The 22,252-nt window shown below is 62.3% G+C and carries 10 protein-coding genes; 7 read left to right on the top strand and 3 right to left on the bottom strand.

Translation table 11 applies throughout. The annotated features are described in order from the left end of the window. The first annotated feature begins 109 nt into the window (after positions 1-109). Both proP and ACM6JQ_RS17160 read left to right on the top strand, forming a co-directional pair. Entirely contained in the window at positions 110-1,612 is a 1,503-nt protein-coding gene (gene proP, locus ACM6JQ_RS17155) for a glycine betaine/L-proline transporter ProP (RefSeq protein WP_038361543.1), read from the top strand. A 93-nt stretch (positions 1,613-1,705) separates the two neighbouring features. After that, on the top strand, positions 1,706-1,849 hold the full coding sequence (locus ACM6JQ_RS17160) for a hypothetical protein (protein WP_176472278.1): 144 nt from the start codon (positions 1,706-1,708) through the stop codon (positions 1,847-1,849). Here the strand turns inward: ACM6JQ_RS17160 and ACM6JQ_RS17165 are convergent, their stop codons facing one another. Together ACM6JQ_RS17165 and ACM6JQ_RS17170 are read right to left on the bottom strand one after the other, a co-directional pair. After that, positions 1,850-2,416 carry a hypothetical protein gene (locus tag ACM6JQ_RS17165; protein WP_123375301.1) on the bottom strand — a complete coding sequence of 189 codons (567 nt, stop codon included), beginning with the start codon at positions 2,414-2,416 and terminating at the stop codon, positions 1,850-1,852. A 1-nt stretch (position 2,417) separates the two neighbouring features. Further along, positions 2,418-3,206 (bottom strand): DUF2092 domain-containing protein, encoded by a 789-nt coding sequence (locus tag ACM6JQ_RS17170; RefSeq protein WP_095112112.1) that lies wholly within the window; start codon positions 3,204-3,206, stop codon positions 2,418-2,420. 251 nt (positions 3,207-3,457) lie between these two features. Between ACM6JQ_RS17170 and ACM6JQ_RS17175 the strand changes: the two genes are divergently transcribed. The 5 genes from ACM6JQ_RS17175 to ACM6JQ_RS17195 are packed head-to-tail and all read left to right on the top strand — an operon-like array spanning position 3,458 to position 20,547. Continuing rightward, positions 3,458-14,770, top strand: coding sequence for a VCBS domain-containing protein (locus ACM6JQ_RS17175; protein ID WP_414894290.1), 11,313 nt, complete (start codon positions 3,458-3,460; stop codon positions 14,768-14,770). A 45-nt stretch (positions 14,771-14,815) separates the two neighbouring features. Next, the gene (locus tag ACM6JQ_RS17180) at positions 14,816-16,354 is read left to right on the top strand and encodes a TolC family protein (protein WP_038361564.1); all 1,539 of its coding nucleotides are present in this window, start codon (positions 14,816-14,818) and stop codon (positions 16,352-16,354) included. After that, positions 16,335-17,108, top strand: a complete 774-nt coding sequence (locus ACM6JQ_RS17185; protein WP_414894291.1) for an efflux RND transporter periplasmic adaptor subunit — start codon at positions 16,335-16,337, stop codon at positions 17,106-17,108. The genes ACM6JQ_RS17180 and ACM6JQ_RS17185 overlap by 20 nt, the downstream gene beginning before the upstream one ends. Next, positions 17,105-18,451 carry an efflux RND transporter periplasmic adaptor subunit gene (locus ACM6JQ_RS17190; protein WP_414894292.1) on the top strand — a complete coding sequence of 449 codons (1,347 nt, stop codon included), beginning with the start codon at positions 17,105-17,107 and terminating at the stop codon, positions 18,449-18,451. The genes ACM6JQ_RS17185 and ACM6JQ_RS17190 overlap by 4 nt, the downstream gene beginning before the upstream one ends. After that, entirely contained in the window at positions 18,451-20,547 is a 2,097-nt protein-coding gene (locus ACM6JQ_RS17195; protein ID WP_414894293.1) for an HlyD family efflux transporter periplasmic adaptor subunit, read from the top strand. The genes ACM6JQ_RS17190 and ACM6JQ_RS17195 overlap by 1 nt, the downstream gene beginning before the upstream one ends. Before the next feature lie 9 nt (positions 20,548-20,556). Here the strand turns inward: ACM6JQ_RS17195 and aspT are convergent, their stop codons facing one another. Next, complete coding sequence (gene aspT, locus ACM6JQ_RS17200) at positions 20,557-22,248, bottom strand: aspartate-alanine antiporter (protein ID WP_007913321.1); 1,692 nt, start codon at positions 22,246-22,248, stop codon at positions 20,557-20,559. Positions 22,249-22,252 lie beyond the last annotated feature (4 nt).

A 22,252-nucleotide genomic window follows, 5' to 3' on the forward strand; every position in this document is an offset into this window, starting at 1 on the left:
CGCCGAGCAGTGAATTATTTCGTGTCCTCATGTATCTGAGCCAAAGAGTACGCGCCATCAAAAAGATGGCATCTACGCGGCACGATGGATCAGCAAAGAGAAGACCCGGATGAAATCACGCAAGAAAACCGTCAAGCCGATCGGCCTGAACGACATCACCATTGTCGACGACGCCAAGATGCGCAAGGCGATCACCGCCGCCGCACTGGGCAATGCCATGGAATGGTTCGACTTTGGTGTCTATGGCTTCGTCGCCTATGTGCTCGGCAAAGTGTTCTTCCCCGGCGCCGACCCCGGCACGCAAATGATCGCCGCGCTGGCGACCTTCTCGGTGCCCTTCCTGATCCGGCCGCTGGGTGGCTTGTTCTTTGGCGCTCTGGGCGACAAGTACGGACGACAGAAAGTCCTCGCCGCGACCATCGTGATCATGTCGCTGAGCACCTTTGCCATCGGCCTGATTCCGTCCTATGCCTCGATCGGCATCTGGGCACCGATCCTGCTGTTGCTGGCGAAAATGGCTCAGGGTTTCTCGGTTGGTGGCGAATACACAGGCGCTTCGATCTTCGTCGCCGAATATGCGCCGGACCGTAAACGCGGGTTCCTCGGCAGTTGGCTGGACTTCGGCTCGATTGCCGGTTTCGTCCTCGGTGCCGGGGTGGTGGTGTTGATCTCGACGACGCTGGGCGAAGCCAAGTTCGAGGAATGGGGCTGGCGCCTGCCGTTCTTCCTCGCCCTGCCGCTGGGCATGATCGGCCTCTACCTGCGTCACGCCCTGGAAGAAACCCCGGCATTCCAGCAGCACGTCGAAAAGCTTGAGCAAGGCGATCGCGAAGGCCTCGCCGGCGGCCCGAAAGTCTCGTTCAAGGAGGTCGCGACCAAGCACTGGCGCAGCCTGATGACCTGCATCGGCGTGGTGGCGGTGACCAACGTTACCTACTACATGCTGCTCACCTACATGCCGAGTTACCTGTCGCACAACCTGCACTACAGCGAAAACCGGGGCGTGTTGATCATCATCGCGATCATGGTCGGCATGCTCTTCGTGCAGCCGGCAATCGGCTTTATCAGCGACAAGATTGGCCGCAAACCCTTCATCGTTGTCGGCAGCATCGGCCTGTTCATTCTGGCGATCCCGGCGTTTATGTTGATCAACAGCGGCAAGATCGGGTTGATCTTCGCCGGCCTGCTGATGCTGGCCGTGTTGCTGAACTTCTTTATCGGCGTCATGGCCTCGACCCTACCGGCGATGTTCCCCACGCACATTCGCTACAGCGCGCTGGCAGCGGCTTTCAACGTTTCAGTGCTGATTGCCGGTCTGACGCCGACCGTGGTCGCGTGGCTGGTCGAGAGCACCAACGATCTGTACATGCCGGCGTATTACCTGATGGTCATCGCCGTGGTCGGTCTGGCCACCGGCGTGACGATGAAGGAAACCGCCAACAAGCCGTTGCGTGGCGCTGCGCCGGCCGCCTCCGACCTTGAAGAAGCGAAGGAACTGCTGCAAGAACACCACGACAACATCGAGCAGAAAATCGAAGACATCGACGCCGAGATCGCCGCACTCGAAGCCAAGCGCAAGGAACTGGTGCAGCAGCATCCGCGAATTAACTGATTCCGCGCAACCACCGCAAACCCGGCACTGGCCGGGTTTGTGCCATCTGCAGCACGGGCGCCGCGGCGCTCATCCCTTTTTTATCAGCTAGCCTTGAATCCGGTCGCACGTCATTCAAGGAGCCCGGCCGCACACGTCATTAGCACCGACCTGTCGTGGCTGACCCTGGCCACCGGCTTGCGCCGTGGCGGTCGTGGCATGCTCGCGCAGATGCAGCCGTGGGTGCCGAAAGCCTGATCACGGCGCGTTGACCACCACATACGTCACATCACTGCCCTGATACTGCGGCTGGTACCAGGTCGAGCCGCACTGCATGTAGGCGACGTTGTAGCGAATCACCTGCACACAACTGCTGGGCATTTGCGCCGGGGTAAAGATCGCTCCCACCACCGCTGCCGTGACCGCCACGGTAGCTGTCACTGCCGCCGCCGTCGCTACCGGATGGTAGTGATCGTCGTAGCCATAACGGCCATGGCCGTCGACATCAATATCGACATCGCGACTGTTGTCGATGTTGACGTTGCGGTTGCCGTTGTTGACGTACCTGCGATTGCCGACGTTGTTGCCGGCGTTGACCCGATTGCCCGAATTGACCCGATTACCGGCATTCACGTGATTGGCGCGTTGCGGCGCATTGATCCGCTGCGCCCGTTGCGCGTTCGGCGCCGGCGCGCGGTTGACGTTGGCGCGGGCATGCCCCTGAGCGCGTTGCCCCCGGGCATCGGCTTCGGTGACATATCCTGCGGTCAGCAGCGTGGCGGCGGCCAGCGATAACAACAGACTCCACGTCATCGACTTGTTCATGTCACTGCCCTCCCTGATCACTGGCTTTTTTAAACGCAATCGCCACATCGCCCTTGCCCGGTTTGAAGGTGAATTGCGTGTCCGGAATGGTCGGCTTGAGGTTCCACTGATACACCGCGCTGTACTCGGGAAAGCTCTTATCGTCGGTGGTGGTGATCACCAGTTTGCACGGCAAGGGTTTGTCGGAGCGGGTCAGCCACAACTGCCAGTCAATACCTTCCTGGCGAAACGCCAAATGGTCGCAGAGCTGGCCCTTGATGACCGACGGCCCTACGTACAGCGCGGCTTTCAAGGCATCGATCTGCGCCTGATCACTGCCGAACAGAAACAGGTCCTCCATCGGCACCTGCACACCGTAGTAGCTCTCGACCTTGTGCAGGGTTTCCGCGACGGTGGCCGGCGCATCGACGGTGGTGTAGTACTTCAGGTACGGCGAATACTGGGTGAGCTTCTTGCCGTTATAGAAGAACTCGCGAGTGCGCACATCGCCTTCGCTTTTCGCATACAGGCGATCATGGCCGACCACTTTCAGGGTGTTGGCGGACTCGGTCTTGATCTTCTGCCCGGACTCCAGAACCGTGTCGCGCGAGACTTGGGCATCGACCTGAAATTTCGGCAGGCTGCGCAGGTAATTGCCCATGTCGATCAACTTGTCGACCACTTGCGGATTGATCAACGGCGCATCGTCCGTGGCCTCGGCAGTGGGCGCAGGCGGCGGGTCTTCAGCGCGGGCTCCCGGCGCGAGCACCAGCGTGAACATCAGGCAGACAATACTGGCTGGGGCTTTCATCGGTTGCGCTCCTGTCCCTGCGTTGGGCGTTGCGCCGCATGGGCGACTGACTGACCAGCCTAGACCTCACCCTTGCTGTGCGCCAATACGCACAGACACACCGCGCATTGATGGCAATAGGCTGTTATCGCGCCCCGTTGCAAGTCCCTGAAGTTCGCTGGAAAAGCGTAAGAAACGTCCTACGCTGAATTTGTCCGTCGCCCGGCGTCGGTACTCATTGGATGGATTCAGCAGGCAGTACGAGGCCGATCATGCAAGGTTCACGCAATGGATTGTCCGGCGCCCATTGGCGCCCGCAACGTCAGTCACTGGCGTTGGAACCGAGAATTCTGTTCGACGGCGCCGCCGCTTCGGCGGCCGCCGATCAACATCACAGCGATCCCGCCGCGCCACCGGCCGCCGTGGACGCCCAGGTTCCTCACAGCACGCCCACCGAGGGCCGCGCCAGCGAGCCAGCACCCTCTGCTGCACGCAGTTTGCTGGTGATCGACAGCCGCATTGAAAACCGCGATCAACTGGTCGCGCAGTTGCCGGGTAATGTCACCGCGATTGTGGTGAATGTCGGCGAAGACGGTCTGGCGGCGATCTCTGCGGCGTTGGCGCAACTGGGCAAGGTCGATTCGATCCAGATCATGTCCCACGGCGCCTCCGGGCAATTCACCCTGGGCAACCGCACGGTCAGTTCGGACAACATCGACTCGCTGGGCAAGACCCTCGGACAATGGCGCAACAACCTGACCCAAGGCGCGGACATTCAGCTCTACGGTTGCGATGTCGGCGCCGGTGCGGCCGGGCAAACCCTGGTCAGCGAACTGGCACGCTGGACCGGCGCCGATGTCGGCGCCTCCAGCAATGACACCGGCAGCAGCAAGGCCGGCGGCGACTGGACCCTGGAAACCCGCGTCGGTGACCTCGACAAGAGCATCGCCATCAGCAGCCTCGCGATGGCGCATTTCGACGGATTGCTGGCCGATGCCGCGCCGACCGCGACGGTGTCCACCGGCGGCAGCGATGTACTGCTTGGCGACCGTTTCACGTTCACCGTGAACTTCAGCAACACCTCGACCCAGGTGGGTTACGCGCCATTCATCAACCTGGCGATGCCGGTCACCGGCAAGGATGGCGACGACGGCGTCAATTTCATTTCGGCCACCTACCTTGGGCAAAACCTCATCAGTCACGTGGTGACCTTCGATGCCAATGGCAACGCCACGCATCCACTGGCCAAAGACGCCAACGGCAACTTCCTGATCATCAACGCCGCCACCTACGGCATGCGCGCCGGCGACAAACTGGTGGTGATCGAGTTGCCTTTCGCCAGCGTCACCAACCAGCAACCGGTGATTGGCGTGCAGATCACCGCCAGCCTGAGCAATCTGGCCGACACGGCGTTTTCCAATGGCAGCCCCGACCTGACCATCCGCGCCAGTGGCGGCTTCGAATTCGGCAATGACGCGCTGGACAACCCGACCAACGATCCGAGCCTGATCCAGGCCGGCACTGCGGCTTTCGTCGTGCACCCGACGGTGATTACCGTCAGCGAAACGATCAATACCCCGGAAGGCGAAACCGCCACCGGCCCCAACTACGTGCGCACGCTGACCCTGTCGGCGACGCCCGCGCCGGGCCAGACGTTGAGCAACGTCGTCGTCACCCAACCCCTGCCCGACAACATCCAGGTCAACTCGATCACCCCCGGCGCTGGCGGTCGGCTGACCTCGATCACCCTGCACGACGGCACCGTGGTAACCAATGCTGCGCAAATCGCTGTGCTGATTGCGGCCAACGACGTCTACATCAATTCGTTCACCGTGGAGTACGCCAGCCTCACCGGCAAGACCGACACCGTGGTCGCGTTCTACGTGCCGGAAGTCGACGCCAACGGTCAACCGGTGATCAACCCGGTCACCGGCGACGCGGTGACCGTGACCCTGGGCCCGCCGACGGCTTCGGGGCAATGGGTGCCACTCGATCCTCGCGACGTCACCGCACCGAACACCACCATCGATTTCAGCGGCACCGGCCAGAGCACACAGTTCATCGCCAAATCGATCACGCTGCTGAAAACCGCAACGATGCAGAACGACATCGGCCACAGCGGCATCAGCCCCGGCGACACCCTGCAATACACCCTGAACCTGGCGATTTCCGACTACTTTGCCTTCGGCAAGGACTTCTTCAACGAAGGCCAACTGGTCATCCGCGACCAACTCAGCGATGGCCAGACCCTCAGCGGCACGCCGACCCTGACGGTGACGATCAACGGTGTCGCGCAGACCATCACCCTGGTCACCAGCGTGGTGAACAATGCCGACGGCAGCACCTCGATGGTGTTCGATATCGCCCAGTCGCTGCGCAATGCGTTCAACAACATTCGCGGCTGGCTCAATGGCGACCTGGCCTTCGACGACACGTTGCAGGGCGCCGTGGTCGCGGTGTTGAGCTATTCGGCCATCGTCGGCCAGACCTACAAGCCGCCTTCAGGCAACCCGCACCCGGACATCAACGAAGGTGACGAACTGGGCAACACCGCCACGGTAGACGGCACGCTGTTGGTCGATCGCTTCAACCTGACGGGCGAGAGCGAAACCGATGGTTCCACCACCACCAGCGTGATCCCTACCAGCAACGTCGATATCAATCTGGTCGAGGTCAATAACGGCGCACCGCCGGGCAACGGTGAACTGCGCCCCGGCGATGAAGTGACCTTCGAGCTGAGCTACGACTTGATCACCGGCGACTACGAGCAGTTCAAACTCACCGCGTACCTGCCGCTGCCGCTGTTCAATGTCAGCGGGATCACCTGGGGCTCGGGCAGTGATGTCGGCCAGTGGCAACTGGGCGCGGGCAATACCAATGCCGGCGGTGTGGTCAGCGTCACCAGCGCCGACGGCAACTCGGTGGTGTTCGATTTCGGCAGTTTTGCCACCAACACCACCACCGGCAGCCGCATCGTCATTCGCTTCACGGTCCGGGTCGGCGATCAGCCATTTGCCGACCAGCGCTCGCTCGACGTCCTCGCACAATCGAGCCAGCAGACCACCCTCACCGACCGCACGCTGATTTCCTCCGACGTTGTCGCGATCGTGTCGGTCGCCGAGCCGGTGCTCAATATCAAGCACGGCGTGGTGTCCGGTTCCAACGGCACGGTGACCGGCACCAGCGGCAGCTGGAATCCGCCGGGCATCACCGGCAAGCCGTTCAATGGCAACGTCACCGACCTGTCGGCGGTCGACGGCAACATCAGCAATATCGACGGCGCCGACCGTTTGCGCCTGGTCACGGCGATTGAAAACAGCGGTGGTGGCGGCGCATTTGACGTCAGCACCAGCATCACCCTGCCCTCTGGCTTGAGCTTTGTCGGCGGCAGCCTGGCGGCGGCCAACCTGCAGATTTATCGCGGCGACGGCACGCTGCTGGTGTTGGGCACCGACTACAGCGTCAGCGGCAACCAGATCACCTTTCTTGATGCGGGTGGCCAGGCCAGTCTGTTGGCCGGGCGCAGCGGCACGGCGGCCGATACCAGCGGCGCCAACGTCGTGGTAATCAGCTATGACGTCGTGGTCAGCGCAACCATTGAGGCCAGTCGCAGCCTGCAATCCACCGCGACCCTGAGCAATTACGCCAGCGTCAACGGCGGTACCGATTTCACCCCGACCGACCTCACCGATCTGGCCAGCCAGCAGATTGCCGCGCCGGTCATCAGCAAAGTCTTTGCCGACGGCACACTGGACAATGGCGACTCCAGCGCCAGCCACACCAATGGCAGCGATCTGGTGGTCGGCGAAAGCATGCGCTACGACATTGTCATCACCCTGCCCGAAGGCACCACACAAAACCTGCGCATCGAAGACCTGATTCCGCCGGGCATGCGCCTGGACACCAGTTTCAACGGTGGCCTTGGCTACCAGATCATCACCACCCGCGCCGGCAGTGGCGCGCTCGGCGCCGATTTCGCCGGCAGCGTGCTGGTCGGTGGTTTCGCCGGGATCGGCGGTACATTGGGCAGCGACGGGGTCGATGGACGCTGGACTTTCAGCGTTTCCAGCGTTTCGGCGGACAACCAGACCGGCAACAACACCTTCGTGATTCGTCTGCAACTGGTGGCCAACAACGTCATTGCCAATCAGGCCAACGTCTCGCTGCAGAACAATGCACAGTTGGTTTACAACGACCCGGATGGCGACACGCCGAACGGTGCGGTCACGCTGGATCGCAACGTTGCCCTGAGCGGTGGCCAACCCACCGTGACCCTGCGCGAACCGACCTTGCAGATCAATCAGGTGATCACCTCGACCTCGGGCCTGGGCGGTTATGACCAGGGCGACACGGTGACTTTCAATATCACCATCACTAACGGCAATGGCAGCACCGATTTCAGTGCGTTCGACATCAGTTTCCTCGACACCCTGCCGACCCAGCTCAGCAACGTCACGCTGGTCGGCGTGCTGTATCAGAACGGCGCCACCAACAACGGCGGGGTTGCCTTCGAAATCGTCGGCGGCCAGTTGCGCACCGCCAGCGGCGCCAATATCGACATCGCCAAGGGCGGCAGCATCGTTTTGCAACTGCGCGGCATCGTCAATGCCAGCGCCGCAGCGTTATCTAACATCGCCAACGTCGCCAGCGTGCAATGGACCAGCCTCGACGGCGGCAATGCCGGCGAACGTACCGGCGTTGATGGCGTGCTCAATGGCGGCACGCTCAACGATTACCGTAACCTGTCGACTTTGTTGATTCCTGTGGCTCAGGCCATCGAAATATCCCGTGTCGGTGGCCTGCCGGACACGGCGGCGCCGAACCCGACCTCCGCAACCGTCGAACAAGTCACCGTCGGCGAAGTGATTCGCTACCGCGTGGTGGTGCTGGTGCCCGAAGGCAACAACCCCAACTATCAGGTGCAAATCACCCTGGCCAACGGCTTGCAGTTCATCTCCCCGGATGCGCTGGTCAATGCCCTGCGCATTGCGTTCATTTCCAACGGCGGGCTGACCAGCGACGCCAACCTGATCGTCGGCGGCACGCTGAATATCGACGGCAACGAAAACAGCCCCGAGGCCCTGCCGATCACCGCCGACCTGTCGGGTCTGGCGCCGCAAGGCATCTTCGACCCCAGCCGGCTGACCGTCGTCACCAACCCCGATGGCAGCCAGGTTGTGACGTTCAACCTCGGCAACGTGGTCAACGGCAATGGCAACGACGACGATCTGGAAGGCATCTCGATCGAGTTCAACGTGCGTGTGACCAACATCGCCGCCAACATTGCCGGCGCGCAACTGGCGGTGACCGCACAGGAAATCGTCAACGGTGCCGGGCGTGCGGTCAGTGACACGGTGTTTGAACGGGTGGTCGAGCCGAGCTTCAGCGGCCTCGACAAGCAGATTGTCGCGTTCAACCCAAACCCTGCCGGCAGCACCGGCAACGCGACGGTGCAACTGAGCTTTACCCAGAACGGCGGCCTGCCGGCGTTCGATGCGCGCGTCAGCGACGGCTTTGCCGGCGGCAGCAATTACACCCTGCTCAGCGTCAGTATCAATGGCGTGAGTTACGGCCCGGGCAACCTGCCGGCGGGCATCAGCTTCAGCACCAGCGGCGGTTTGAGCGTCAACTTCGATCAACTGAATGTCGGCGCGCAGATTCAGGTGCGCTACTCGGTCGACTTGCCGAACTCGACGATTATCGCCAGCAGCAACGCGACACTGACCTGGAGCAGCCTGCCCGAAGACTTCACCAGTTGGGGCGGCAACAGCGTCGGGGTCGATGGTACCGCCACCGGCGAGCGCGACGGCAGCGCCGTCGGCCCGAACCAGTACATTTTGCGCGACACCGCCGGGCTTGGCGTGATCACCGGCACCTTGTGGAACGACACCGCCAGCCCGACCGCCAGCGCCACACCGGACGGCGCCGGTCTGGCCGGGCAAATAGTGACCCTGACCTGGGCCGGCGCCGACGGCCGCCTCGACACTACTGCCGACAACCTGCAATTCACCACCACCACGGATGCCAACGGCCAGTACCGCTTCGGCGTGTTGCCGCTGGGCGTGTTCCGTATCGATGTGCCCGCAGGGTTGGTCAGTTACCCGCAACCGGTGGGCGATCTGCGCGTGCGCGTCGACAGCGATGCCGGCACTCTCGGCCAGATCACAATCACGTTGGGCGATGCCGACACGCAAAGCGCCAACGCCGGTTACGTCGAACAGAACGACGCGCCGGTCAACACCCTCCCCGGCACGCAAAACGGCCTGGAAGACGTGGTGCTGAATATCGGCGGCATCAGCGTTGCCGATGTCGATGCCAGCCGTGATCCGAACGTCAACGACCGCGCCATCAGCGTCATTCTCACGGTCACTCACGGGACACTGTTCCTCGGCGCGACAGTGCCGGGCGTCACGGTAAGCGGGGCCAATACTGCGAGCATGACCCTGACCGGCAACCTCGCCGATATCAATACCGCGCTGGCCAGCCTGCGTTATCTGGGCAATGCCAACTTCAATGGCACCGACACCCTGACCGTACTGAGCAACGACCGGGGCAACTATGGCGATGCCGATGGCGACGGCATTCCCGGCACGGCCGCCGATGCGCTAACCGACACCGACACCCTGCAAATCGTCCTCGCCGCCGTCAATGACAACCCGGTCGGTGTCAACGACAGCGCCACGGCACTGGAGGCAGGCGGCAGCAACAACGCTTCCGCTGGTATCGACCCACGCGGCAATGTGCTGAGCAATGACACCGACGTCGACATCGCCACCAACGCCGACCAACTGCACGTGGTTTCGGTCGGCCCCGGCGCCGGCATTCAGACGCCGGTGCTCGGTGTCACCGTGATCAATGGCCTGTACGGTCAGTTGGTGATTGGCAGCAACGGTTCGTACCAATATGTCGTCGATAACAACAATGCGGCCGTGCAGGCCTTGCGCGTGTCGGGCCAGACCTTGCAGGACAACTTCAATTATGTGCTCGCGGACCTTGCCGGTGAGACTTCGACGGCCACGCTGACTGTCACCTTGCAGGGCGCCAACGATACGCCGCAGGGCATCGACGATGACGGCGTGGCCGTCGAGGCCGGCGGTGTCAACAACGGCACACCGGGCAGCGATGCCACCGGCAATGTGTTGACCAATGATCAGGACGTCGACAGCGCCGCCAATGGCGAAACCCGCACCGTGACCGGCATCCGCCCGGTGGCCGAGGCCGGTTCTGGCAACTTCACGGCTGTCAGCGGCGCTACGGCGATTGCCGGGCTCTACGGTACGTTGACCATCAATCCCGACGGCACTTACAGCTATGTGGTCAACAACAGCAACGCCACGGTTCAGCGGCTCAGCGCAGGTCAACAATTGGTCGAGTTCTTCAGCTATCGGCTGACCGATACCGGTGGGCTCGACGATGTCGCGCAACTGCGCATCGTCATTCAGGGCGCCAACGACAACCCGGTTGCCAGCGATGATGCGGCGTCGGCACAAGCCGCGTCGAGCAATGGCGCAGCCTCGGAAAGCAATCCGAGCGGCAACGTGATTCAGTTCCCCAGCCGCCCCGGACCGATCACCCAACCCGGCGGCAACGGCGTCGATCAGGACGTCGATGCCAATGACCAGCCGAGCAGCCAGTTGCTGGTCAATGGCGTGATCAACAAAAGCGAAGCCAGTTACAACCCGGCCGTCGACGTGCTGAGCGGTGTGGCCACCGGCACCACCTCAGCCAACGGCACCTTGGTGACAGGCCTTTACGGCACCTTGCGCATTGGCGCCGATGGCTCGTTCTTCTATGACGTCGACAGTACCAATGCGGCGGTCCAGGCCTTGGCGCCAGGGCAGACATTGACCGAGTTCTTCACCTACCGCGTGACCGACACCTCCGGCCTGACCGACACCGCGCAACTGGTGATTACCGTCCACGGCGTCAACGATCCACCCGTGGCGCAAAACGTCATCGCCGTTGCCACCGAAGCCGGCGGGATCAACAACCTGACGCCGGGCGTCAACCCTTCGGGCGACGTCACGGCCAACGATACCGACCCCGATGGCGACCCGTTGACGGTCACGCTGATCAAGTCCGGCGCGAGCGGCGACCCGGGCACACCGATTGCGGTGAATCTCGGCGGCACGGTGATTGCCGGGCTGTACGGCACGCTGACGATTTTCCCCGACGGCAGCTACGTCTATGAAGTCGACAACAGCAACCCTGACGTTCAAGCCTTGCGCCGCAGCGCCGATCTGCTTTCCGAGCGCTTCACCTACACCGTCAGCGATGGCGTCGGTGCTACACCGCAAACCGACACCGCGGAAATCATCGTGCTGATCCGCGGGCAGAACGACAACCCGCTGGCCAGTGATGATTCCGGCGTGGCTATCGAGGCCGGAGGCCTGAACAACAGCCAGCCCGGCCAGGATCCCACCGGCAACGTGCTGGATAACGACGGCGACGTCGACGGCGGCGAAATCCCCGGCGATCTCCCCAATTACGACTATGGCGAGACCCGCGCGGTGTCCTCGGTGCGCACTGGCAGCGAAGCCGGAACCGGTAACGCTGGCGTTCTCGGCACCGAATTGCGTGGCACTTATGGCTGGTTGACGCTGAATGCCGACGGCAGCTACAGCTATCGCCTCGACAACAGCATGGCCGCCGTGCAGGCCTTGCGCGCTGGCAATACGTTGCTCGACGCGTTCAGCTACGAGGTGATCGACGCCGCCGGCGCCAGCGATCGCGCGACGCTGAACATCACCATTCAAGGACGCAATGACACGCCGATCGCGCAGAACGACAGCAACACCGCCGTTGAGGCCGGCGGCTTGAACAACGCCACGCCAGGCACCAATCCGAGCGGCAACGTGCTGAGCAATGACAGCGATGTCGACGGCAACGGCGAAGTGCTCAGTGTCATCGGGGTCAATCAAGGCTCGTCGGTGGGCCTGATCGGCAGCGGGTTCAATGGCACCTACGGCGTTCTCACCCTGAATGCCGATGGCAGCTACAGCTATGTGGTCGACAACCTCAATCCGCTGGTCCAGGCGCTGCGCAATAATGCCGACACCCTCACCGAAACCTTTACCTATCAGATCCGCGACCTGGCCGGCGCCACCAGCAGCGCGACGCTGACCATAACCGTGCGCGGGGCCAACGACAACCCGATCGCCAGCAACGACAGTGCCGTGGCGGTCGAGGCCGGCGGAACGTTCAACGGCACGCCCGGGGTCAACCCAAGCGGCAATGTGCTGAACAACGACAACGATGTCGATGCCAACGACGCCAAACTGGTCACCGGCATCCGCACGGGCAGCGAAGCGGCCGGCGGTGCCTTCACCACCGTTGCCGGCGCACAGACCTTCAACGGTTTGTACGGCACGCTGACCGTCAACACCAACGGCACTTACAGCTACGTGGTCAACAACAACCTCGCCGCCGTGCAGGCGCTGAAAGTCGGCGATTCGCTGGTGGAAACCTTCACCTATCGCCTGCGCGACATCGCCGGGGCCACCGACACTGCGCAACTGAGCATTCGCATCGACGGCGCCTGGGATGCGCCGGTCGCGGCCAACGATACCGTGCTGGCCGTGGCGGACAACGGCAAGGGCAATGGCGTGAACCCAAGCGGCAACGTGCTGCCCAATGACACCGACGTCGACCAGGGTGACAGCAAGACCGTTACCGGCATTCGTTTCGGCACGGAAGACGCCGGCGGCAGTCTGGCCGGGGTCACGGCTGGCACCGACAACAGCAACGGCACGCTGATCAACGGACTCTACGGGCAGTTGATCATAGGCGCCGATGGCAGCTTCACCTACAACCTCGATTCGAACAATGCGGCGGTGCTGGCTTTGGGGCCGCTGCAATTTCTCAATGAGCGCTTTACCTATCAGGTCAGCGACCGTGGCGGGCAGAACGATCTGGCGGAAATCCACATCATCATTCGCGGGCGCAACATTCCACCGGTGGCCAACACCGACACAGCGACGGCGATCGAGGCCGGTGGCAGCAACAACGATCAACCCGGTCTCAACCCCGGCGGCAATGTGCTGGACAACGACACCGATGCCGAAAGCGATCCGCTGTCGGTGATCGGCATTCACACCGGCACCGTCAACGCTATCGGCGCGGTCGGCAGCGTCGGCACCTCGTTGCGCGGTTTGTATGGCGACTTGCTGATCAATGCCGACGGCAGCTACACCTACACCGTCGACAACAACCTTGCTGCCGTACAGGCCTTGCGTCAGAGCGGCCAGACCCTGAATGAAGTGTTCACCTACACCATCGTCGATCGCTGGGGCGACACCAGTACCGCCGAATTGCGCATCACCGTCGATGGCCGTAACGACACACCAGTCGCCACCGATGACAGCGCCACGGCGATCGAAGCCGGAGGCGTCAACAACGGCACGCCGGGCAGCAACGCCACCGGCAACGTGCTGGACAACGATACGGATGTCGACAGCGTCGCCAATGGCGAAGGCAAACAGGTGCAAAGCGTCAGCAATCAGGCCGGCCAGTCAACCGGTGCCGGACAGGTGTTGATCGGTCTCTACGGGCAACTGACGCTGAATGCCGATGGCAGTTACACCTACGTCATCGACAACAACAATCCCGTGGTGCAGGCCTTGCGCACTGCGGGCGAAACCCTCAGCGAAACCTTCACCTATCGCATGCTCGACGCGGCGGGCGCGACCTCGGACGCACGGCTGACGGTGGTCATTCAGGGCGCCAACGACGCACCGGTCGCGCAGAATGACAGCGGGTTTGCCAGCGATCAGTCCCCTGCCCCGCAAACCACCGGCAACGTGCTGCCCAACGATGGCGACATCGACGGCAATGACAGTCTGGTAGTGGTCGGCGTACGCACCGGTGCTGAAGCCGGTTCCGGCACGGAGGGCGTGATTGGCCAGCCGATCATTGGCTTGTACGGAACACTGGTACTGAACGCCGACGGCAGTTACACCTACACCATCGATCAGAACAACCCTTCCGTACTCGCCGCCGCCGGCCTCGGGCAGATTCTGCGCGACGTGTTCACCTACACGATCAACGACCGTGCCGGCGCCAGCGATCAGGCCGAACTGGTGATCACCCTCGACATCGCCACGCCGTTCATACCGGCACCCGGCGGCAATAACTTCGAGCGTGATCCGAACACTTTGAACCGCAACTTGCTGATTCCTGATCCACAGCCGGCAATCTTCGTCACCCCGGTGGTCGAGCGCGCCGCTGAAATCTCCGAACTCTCAGCCTGGGGCGTCGATGGCAGCAACCTGCGACTGGCGGCGGTCGGCGAGTTCACCAGCGAATCAGTGGGCAATGGTCTGGGCCTGGTGCCGGGGCAATTCGTCGCGCAAGCGGTGCGTACCAGTCGCCTCGAAAGCGAACTGGACCTGCTGTGGATTCAGGGGCGTCAGGGCCGTACCGGTTTGAGCGCCGATGGCTTGTTGAGCGACCCGTCGCTGTTCACCTTGAACCCGGCCGACCTGACACACAGCCCGGCACACGCAGAAAAGCCTCATGAAAAACCACGGACCAAGGGCTTCAGCGCGCAATTGCGCGATGCAGCGCAACGGCGCACGCCACGGTAAAGCGGTCGACCTGAAGAAAAATTCGAAGAATGCAAAGGAATGAACATGCGCCTACACGCGAACCGGCTTCTCAGTACCGCCATCGCTTCTGCACTGTTGCTCAGTGCTTGCTCATCAACGGAGCCGAAACCCTCCACCGACGAAGAAAACCGTCAACGCATCATCGCCGACCAGTCACGCATGTATTCCGGTCAGGAGCCGGTCACCGCGCCGATCACCTTTTACGAAGCCGCCGCGCGGGCCCTGAAATACAACCTCGACTACCGTCTCAAACTCATGGAAAGCGCGCTTGCCTCGGACCTGCGCGATGTTTCCAGCCATGAAATGCTCCCGCGTCTGGTTGCCTCGGCCGGTTATGCCGGGCGTGACAATGATTCCGGCGGCACCTCGATCGGCATCGAAGACCGTCAGGTCAGCTTGCGTCCATCGACCTCCGAAGAACGCTATCGCGAAGTCTACGGTCTGGGTTTGAGCTGGAGTCTGCTGGATTTTGGCGTCGCGTATTACCGTACCCAGCAGAAATCCGACCAGATCCTCATGGCCGAAGAGCGCCGGCGCAAAGTCGCGCAGAACGTGCTGCAGGACGTGCGCAATGCCTATTGGCGGGCGCTCGGCGCCCAGCGTTTGATGCCGGAAGTCGACAAACTGCTGATGCGCACCCACACCGCACTGACCTCGGCCCGCCAGGCGGAAACCCGTGGCCTGCTGCCGCGTCAGGAAATCCTCGCCTATCAGCGCGCGCTGCTCGATTCGATCTACTTGCTGACCGTGCGCCGCCAGGATCTGGAGTTCGCTCAAGCCGAGCTATCGGCGCTGATGTCGCTGCCGCCGGGTTCGAAAATGATCCTCGCCGACATGCCCGACCCGCCGCTGCCGGAAGTGCGCCAGAGCATGGCGCGGCTGGAACAGCTGTCGTTGGAAAATCGCCCGGAAATCATGGAAGAGTGGTACCGCAAACGCGTCAATCAAAAGGATCTGGAGATCGCCAAGGCGCAGCTATGGCCGAACGTCAGCGTCGATTTCGGCTACAAGTACGATTCCAACAAATACCTCTACAACAACGACTGGATGAGCACCGGTCTGCAAGTGTCGATGAACCTGATTCGTCTGCTGCAACTGCCGTCGTTGAACGCGGCGGAAAAATCCCAGAGCGAAACCGACGACACCCGGCGCGTGGCGCTGTCGATGGCGATTCTCACCCAAGTGCGGGTCGGCACCCTGCGCTATCAACTGGCGCGGCAGGAGGTCGAGTTTGCCGAAGACAGCCTGCGCGTCGATCGCAGCCTGCTCGATTATGCGCAAGCGGCGAAAACCGGTGCGTTGGGCTCGGAACTGGAAGTGATTCGCTCCGAGGGACGTTATCTGCTCTCGCGTTATCAGCGTGAAGCGGCGTTCTCCAGTGCGCAGGCCGCATGGGGGCGGATGTACAACTCGGTCGGGCTGGACGTGCTGCCCAAGGAAATCTCGCAACACGACATCAAGACCCTGGCCCGGGAAATCCAGCGCACCTTGAACGAACAAGAACAACAACGTCTGCTCGCTGCCACTTCGCAAGGAACGCCGAATGCGCAAAATCGCCCTTGAGTGCCGTTTCGGGGCCCTGTTGTTGGCCAGTCTGATCGTCCCTGCCCACGCTGAAGAAACGACTTCGGCACCCACACTGGAAAGCGCCAGTGCGATTCGCGTGTTGCTCGCCGCCGAACTGGAAACCACCCTGTCCAGCCAAATGGCCGGCACCTTGGGCGAACTGAAAGCCGGGTTCGGCGAACAGGTCGCCAAGGCCGAATTGCTCGCCCGCTTCAACTGCAATGAAGCCGAAGCGCGCGCGAAAGTCGCGGCGGCGGAGCTGGCCATGGCCAAACAGAACCTGCAGGCCAAACAACAACTGCGCCAGCTCAACGCGGTGGGCGATATCGAAGTGTCGATGGCCAACACCGAAGTGCAAAAGGCCGACGGCGCGCGGGCCATGGGCGCGGCGCAAAGCAGTTACTGCCAGGTGCTCGCACCGTTTTCCGGGCGTGTGGCCAAGGTTTACGTCAAGCCTTACCAAACGGTTACGGCCGGCACGCCGCTGTTCGATCTGGTCAGTGACGGTGCACTGAAGGTGCGCCTGAACGTACCGTCCAACCTGCTGAAAACCCTCAAGCCCGGCCTGCCGCTGCAGGTCAGCATCCATGAAACCGGCAAGACCTATCCGGCCCATGTCAGCGGCATCAACTCACGCGTCGATGCAGTAGCGCAAACCGTTGAACTGGAAGCGAAGCTCGACAACAAGTACCCCGACTTGATGGCCGGCATGAGCGGCACCGCGCAGTTCGAGCAAGACGCGCGCCCATGAGCATGAACGAGCCGTTGCCTCACCCTCACCTGCTGCTCGAACTCGATGCGCTGCGTGATAAAGCCATGGCCGCTGACTCGCTGAACAGCCTGGCGTTCAGCATGGCCAACGACCTGTACCCGCTGCTGCCCTTTCATCAGGCGCTGGTGTTCGCCCAGCGTGAGTCATCGCTGGAGCTGTTGAACGTCTCGGGGCTGTCACGGCCCAGCGAAGACTCGCCCTATCTGGTGTGGCTGCGGCGCGCCAGTCGCTGGGTCGCGGCGCAAGTACCCGATGCAGAGCCGGTGTGGCTGTCCCAGGACAGCGCCAGTCCACCGCTGGACATCGCCGAAGGCTGGAACGAATGGTGGCCGTCGGGGCTGTGGTGCGTGCCAGTGCAGGATCGCGACAATCAACGGTTGGGCTTATTGCTGCTGTTGCTGGAGCAGGAACCGCCGGCGCTGTTGTGGCACCACCTCAAGGGGCTGGTCAGCACCTGGGCCTATTGTTGGTCAGCGCTGACCCGGCGCAAGGGCTTGCGGCGCTGGCGGCCCAATCGCAAACAACTGCTGTTGGTGTTGATCGTGCTCGCGGCCCTGCTGCTGTTGCCGGTGCGGCAAACGGCTTTGGCGCCGACTGAAATCGTTTCGCGGCAGGCGCAGATCATCAGCTCACCGATTGATGGCGTGATCGAAAAGATACAGGTTCGACCCAATCAACCGGTGGAGGCTGGCACACCTCTGTTTGCGCTGGACGAAACCACCCTGCGCAGCCGCGCTGAAGTGCTCGGCAAAGAGGTCGCGGTGGCAGATGCCGAGTTGCAGGCAGCCAGCCAACGGGCCTTCGATAACCCGCAGAGCAAAAGCGAACTGACCTTGCTCGCCGGTCGCGCGCAGCAACGCCGGGCTGAGTTGGCAGCGGTGCAGGCGCAACTGAAACGTACACAAGTGTTGTCGCCAAAGGCCGGCGTCGCGGTGTTCAGCGACCCCAATGACTGGCTGGGCAAACCGGTGGTGACCGGCGAGCGCATCCTGCAAGTGGCTGACCCGACGCAACCGGCCATGCTGATTCAACTGGCCGTGGCCGATGCCATCGCCCTGGAACCGGGCGCCGAGGTCACGCTGTTTCTCACCGCCTATCCGCTGACGCCCCTCAAGGGGCAGATTCTGGAAACCAGTTATCAGGCGCGGCCCAGCGATGAGGGTGTGGTCGCCTACCGCTTGCTCGCCAGCATTGAGGGCGCCCCCGAACATGCGCGCCTCGGCCTGCACGGCACGGCGAAGCTCTACGGTGGGCGAGTCATGCTCGGTTATTACCTGCTGCGCCGGCCCATGGCGACGCTACGTGCCTGGAGCGGCTGGTAATGCTCGACCCGGCCGATCTGCCGGTGCCGCCGCTGCGCGAAGACTTGCGCCTGAGCGAAGCAGCCAACGGCAGCAACGGCGAACCGGCGTGGGTGATTCAGGACACGGTGATCAACCGTTTCTACCGCATCGGCTGGCTGGAATTCGAGTGCCTGCTGCGCTGGGGCCAGTCGCCGCGTCAGATCAGCGAGCAGATCGCCGAAGGCACCGCGCTGAAACCGGATGTCGAGCAAGTCCTCGATTTTCGCCAGTTCCTTGAACAGCATCAGTTGCTGCGCGCCGGTCCCGCTGCGCTTGAACGGCTCAAGAACAAAAGCGCAGAAGGCAGTTGGCTGACCTGGCGCTGGTGGCTGCACCATTACCTGTTTTTCCGCATACCGCTGCTGCGCCCGCAACAGCCGTTGCAATACCTGGCGCGAGCGCTGGGTTGGCTGTTTCATCCGCTCACCGGAATTATCGTGCTGAGTCTGAGCCTGCTTGGGATCATTCTGGTGTTGCAGCAGTGGGATGTGTTCACCAGCGCGGTGGTCGAGTCGTTTTCCACCGAGGGCCTGTTCAGTTTTGCCCTAGCGCTGATCGTCGCGAAAACCCTGCATGAACTCGGCCATGCCTTGGTCGCGACCCGGCTCGGTTTGCGCGTCGGGCACATGGGCATTGCGTTTGTGGTGATGTGGCCGATGCTCTACACCGACACCGGTGAGAGCTGGAAACTCAGCCGTTCACGGCAACGTCTGGCGATCGCTTCGGCGGGAATCGTGACCGAGTTGTCGCTGGCCGGACTGTCGACGCTGGGCTGGGCGTTGTGTGATCCCGGCGCATTGCGCAATGCCCTGCTCTATCTGGCAACCACCAGTTGGCTGTTATCACTGGCGCTGAACGCCAGTCCGTTCATGCGCTTTGACGGCTACTTCATCCTTTCCGATTTGCTCGACTTTCCCAACCTGCATGAACGCGCTTCGGCGCTGGCGCGCGTCACCCTGCGGCGCAATCTGTTGGGCTTGCAGGAAGACTGGCCGGAAACGTTTCCGAGCGGTCAGCGGCGTTTGCTGGTGACCTTCGCAATCATCACCTGGGTTTATCGGCTGGTGCTGTTTCTGGGGATCGCGCTGGCGGTCTATCTGTTTTTCTTCAAGCTCTTGGGGATTTTCCTGTTCATGGTCGAACTGTCGTGGTTTATCGCCCTGCCCGTGATGCGCGAGCTGGGCCACTGGTGGAAAAACCGCGCGGCGATTCCGAGCCGGCGCAAAGTGGCGTTTTACGCGATGCTGCTGTTGATTCTGCTGGGTTTGGCGATGCCATGGCGCACGCAGATCGATGCGGTCGGCGTGGCCCGCGCCGAGCACCAGTTGCGCGTGTATGCGCCCTACCCGGCGCGCTTGCAATCGATTCACCCGCACGGCCCGGTCAAGGCTGGGGAAACCCTGATTACCCTGGACGAACCGGACATCGCCTCGCGCCTGCAAACCAGCGAAGCCAGTGCGCGCAGCTATGAGGCGCGGCTGTCCGGGTTGATCGCCGATCCCGGCGGCCTGGCCGAAGACGCCGTGACTCGCCAGCGCCTCAACGTGCAATTCGAAGAAGCCCGCGCCGCGCGCTCGGAAATCGCCCGGCTGAACCTGCAAACGCCGTTTGCCGGGGTTTGGCTAGACGTCAATCCTGACTGGAAAGCCGGGCAATGGGTCGGCCGTCAGGAGTCGCTGGGTATGCTGATTGATCCGCGCAGTTGGCAGGTCGATGCTTATGTCGCGCAGGATCAGGTGCACCGCATGGCTACCGGAGATCACGTGCGTTTCTATGCCGATGGCCAGACCACGCCGTTGTCCGGCCGGGTCGTGCAAATCGGCAGCACCCGCGCCAGTCAGCTATCGCACCGCATGTTGTCGTCACGCTTTGGCGGGCCCGTGCCGACGACCAATGCCGAACATGCGCTGATCCCGAGCAACGCGCTGTTTCAGGTGTTGATTCAGCTCGATGAGCCGTTGCCGAGCCTGCGCGAAACCCGCGGGCACCTGAAGATTGAGGGTGAGCGGCGCAGTTGGCTCGCCGACGGCGCGACTCATGTGCTGGCGGTATTGATGCGCGAAAGTGGTTTCTGACAATCCGCTCTAGCCAGCAACCACGAAGATGATAATCGGCCCGCACACCGCCAGCAGCACATTGGAAATCGCATAGCACACGGTGAAACCGATTACCGGAGTATTACTCCCCGACTGCTCGATGATCTTGTTCATCGATGCCGCTTCCGTCTGCGCGCCGGCCAAGGCACCGAACAGGATCATCGGGTGCAAGCGCAGCACATAGCGACCGAAATACAACGCCACCAGTGGCGGCAAAATCGTCACCACTGCGCCGGACAGCAGCAATGCCAGCCCCTGCTCTTTCATTGCGGCAAACGCCGCCGGCCCGGCAAGCAAACCCACTACCGCACCAAACGCCGTCAGGCCAAACTCGGAAAACGCCCATTGCGCTGCGGGCGGCAGCGCGCCGATTTCCGGGTGGCGCGAGTTGTACCAGCCAATCACCAGCGCGGCGACCAACACCCCGCCGCCAATGCCCAGTTCCACCGGGATCATGCCGACATGGGTCGAGAGCAATCCCAGCAGTGAGCCGAGGACCATGCCCAGGGTGTGCATGGCGATATCGCTTTTGTAGTTGTTCTTGCGGATCCGCCCCAGGCGTTTGGCAATCGCCTCGACACTGGCAGTGCGCCCGGTCAGCGTCAGCACGTCGCCTCGGCGCAGCACCGTGTTGGGCAGCAGCGGCAGCTCGTAGCCCTGGCGGGAGATGGTGTTGACGAAACAGCCCAGGCGTCCATCACTGGCCAGCCGGGTTTTCGCTGCATGGATAGTCTTGCCGGCAAACTCGGCTGAAGTCAGGACGATGTCCACTTCGCGGGTGGGGAATGACAAGGACTCGGGGTGGTCGATTTCCGGCCCGACCCAGTGACTCAGCGTACCGACGGCATCACGCAAGGCATACACGCCAAGGACATCGCCGGCCATGAGAACGAAACTTTCATCACGCTCGATGATTTGCCCGGCCCGCACCACGCGCTCAACCGTCAATGAGTCATGCAGTTTTTCAAAATCGATGATGCGCTGGCCATCCGCCTGGCCATTGCTCGCCACTTGGTGAGCCCGCACGACGATGCGCGTGTAGGGCACGGTGATCGCCTCTTCTTCCTTGGCGATGCCCAATTCCAGCTCCAGTTCACGCGCCGATTCGCGCAGATTCACCCCCAGCAGTTTCGGCGCAATGCTGCCGACAAACACAATCAGCCCGATGGTGCCGAACAGATAGGTGATGGCATAGGCAATCGCCATGTGGCTGTTGAGTTGCGCCTTGGCCGCCGCATCAATCGTCAGTTGATTGATCGCGCTGGTCGCGGTGCCCATGATCGCCGTGTCGGTCAGCGCCCCGGCACCGAGGCCTGCGGTGAACCCGGCGTCGAAATCGAACAGCGAGTACATCAGTAGAATCGCCCCCAACGCAGTGGCGCACAGCACCACCGAGAGCAGCACCAGTTTCAGTGTGCCGCGATTGAGGCTGCCGAAAAACTCCGGGCCACTCTTGAACCCGACGGCGTAGATGAACATCACGAAAAACACTGACTTCAGGCCCGCCGGCACTTCCAGACCGATCTGCCCGATCAGCAAACCCATCAACAGCGCACCGGCCACCGAGCCGAGGTGGAAGCTGCCGATGTGAATCCGGCCGACGAACACGCCCAGGGCAATCGCCAGGAACACCGCGATTTCCGGGTCGGTGCGCAAGGCGTGCAGGATGAATTCGAGCATGGGG

It is taken from the genome of Pseudomonas sp. IT-232MI5, from assembly GCF_949767845.1.
In the GTDB taxonomy this organism is placed as follows: Bacteria; Pseudomonadota; Gammaproteobacteria; order Pseudomonadales; family Pseudomonadaceae; genus Aquipseudomonas.

Coding starts and splice junctions, on each gene's coding strand:
- proP (WP_038361543.1), top strand. CDS start 110: ATGAAATCACGCAAGAAAACCGTCAAGCCGATCGGCCTGAACGACATC.
- ACM6JQ_RS17165 (WP_123375301.1), bottom strand. CDS start 2,416: ATGAACAAGTCGATGACGTGGAGTCTGTTGTTATCGCTGGCCGCCGCC.
- ACM6JQ_RS17175 (WP_414894290.1), top strand. CDS start 3,458: ATGCAAGGTTCACGCAATGGATTGTCCGGCGCCCATTGGCGCCCGCAA.
- ACM6JQ_RS17170 (WP_095112112.1), bottom strand. CDS start 3,206: ATGAAAGCCCCAGCCAGTATTGTCTGCCTGATGTTCACGCTGGTGCTC.
- ACM6JQ_RS17195 (WP_414894293.1), top strand. CDS start 18,451: ATGCTCGACCCGGCCGATCTGCCGGTGCCGCCGCTGCGCGAAGACTTG.
- ACM6JQ_RS17180 (WP_038361564.1), top strand. CDS start 14,816: ATGCGCCTACACGCGAACCGGCTTCTCAGTACCGCCATCGCTTCTGCA.
- ACM6JQ_RS17190 (WP_414894292.1), top strand. CDS start 17,105: ATGAGCATGAACGAGCCGTTGCCTCACCCTCACCTGCTGCTCGAACTC.
- aspT (WP_007913321.1), bottom strand. CDS start 22,248: ATGCTCGAATTCATCCTGCACGCCTTGCGCACCGACCCGGAAATCGCG.
- ACM6JQ_RS17185 (WP_414894291.1), top strand. CDS start 16,335: ATGCGCAAAATCGCCCTTGAGTGCCGTTTCGGGGCCCTGTTGTTGGCC.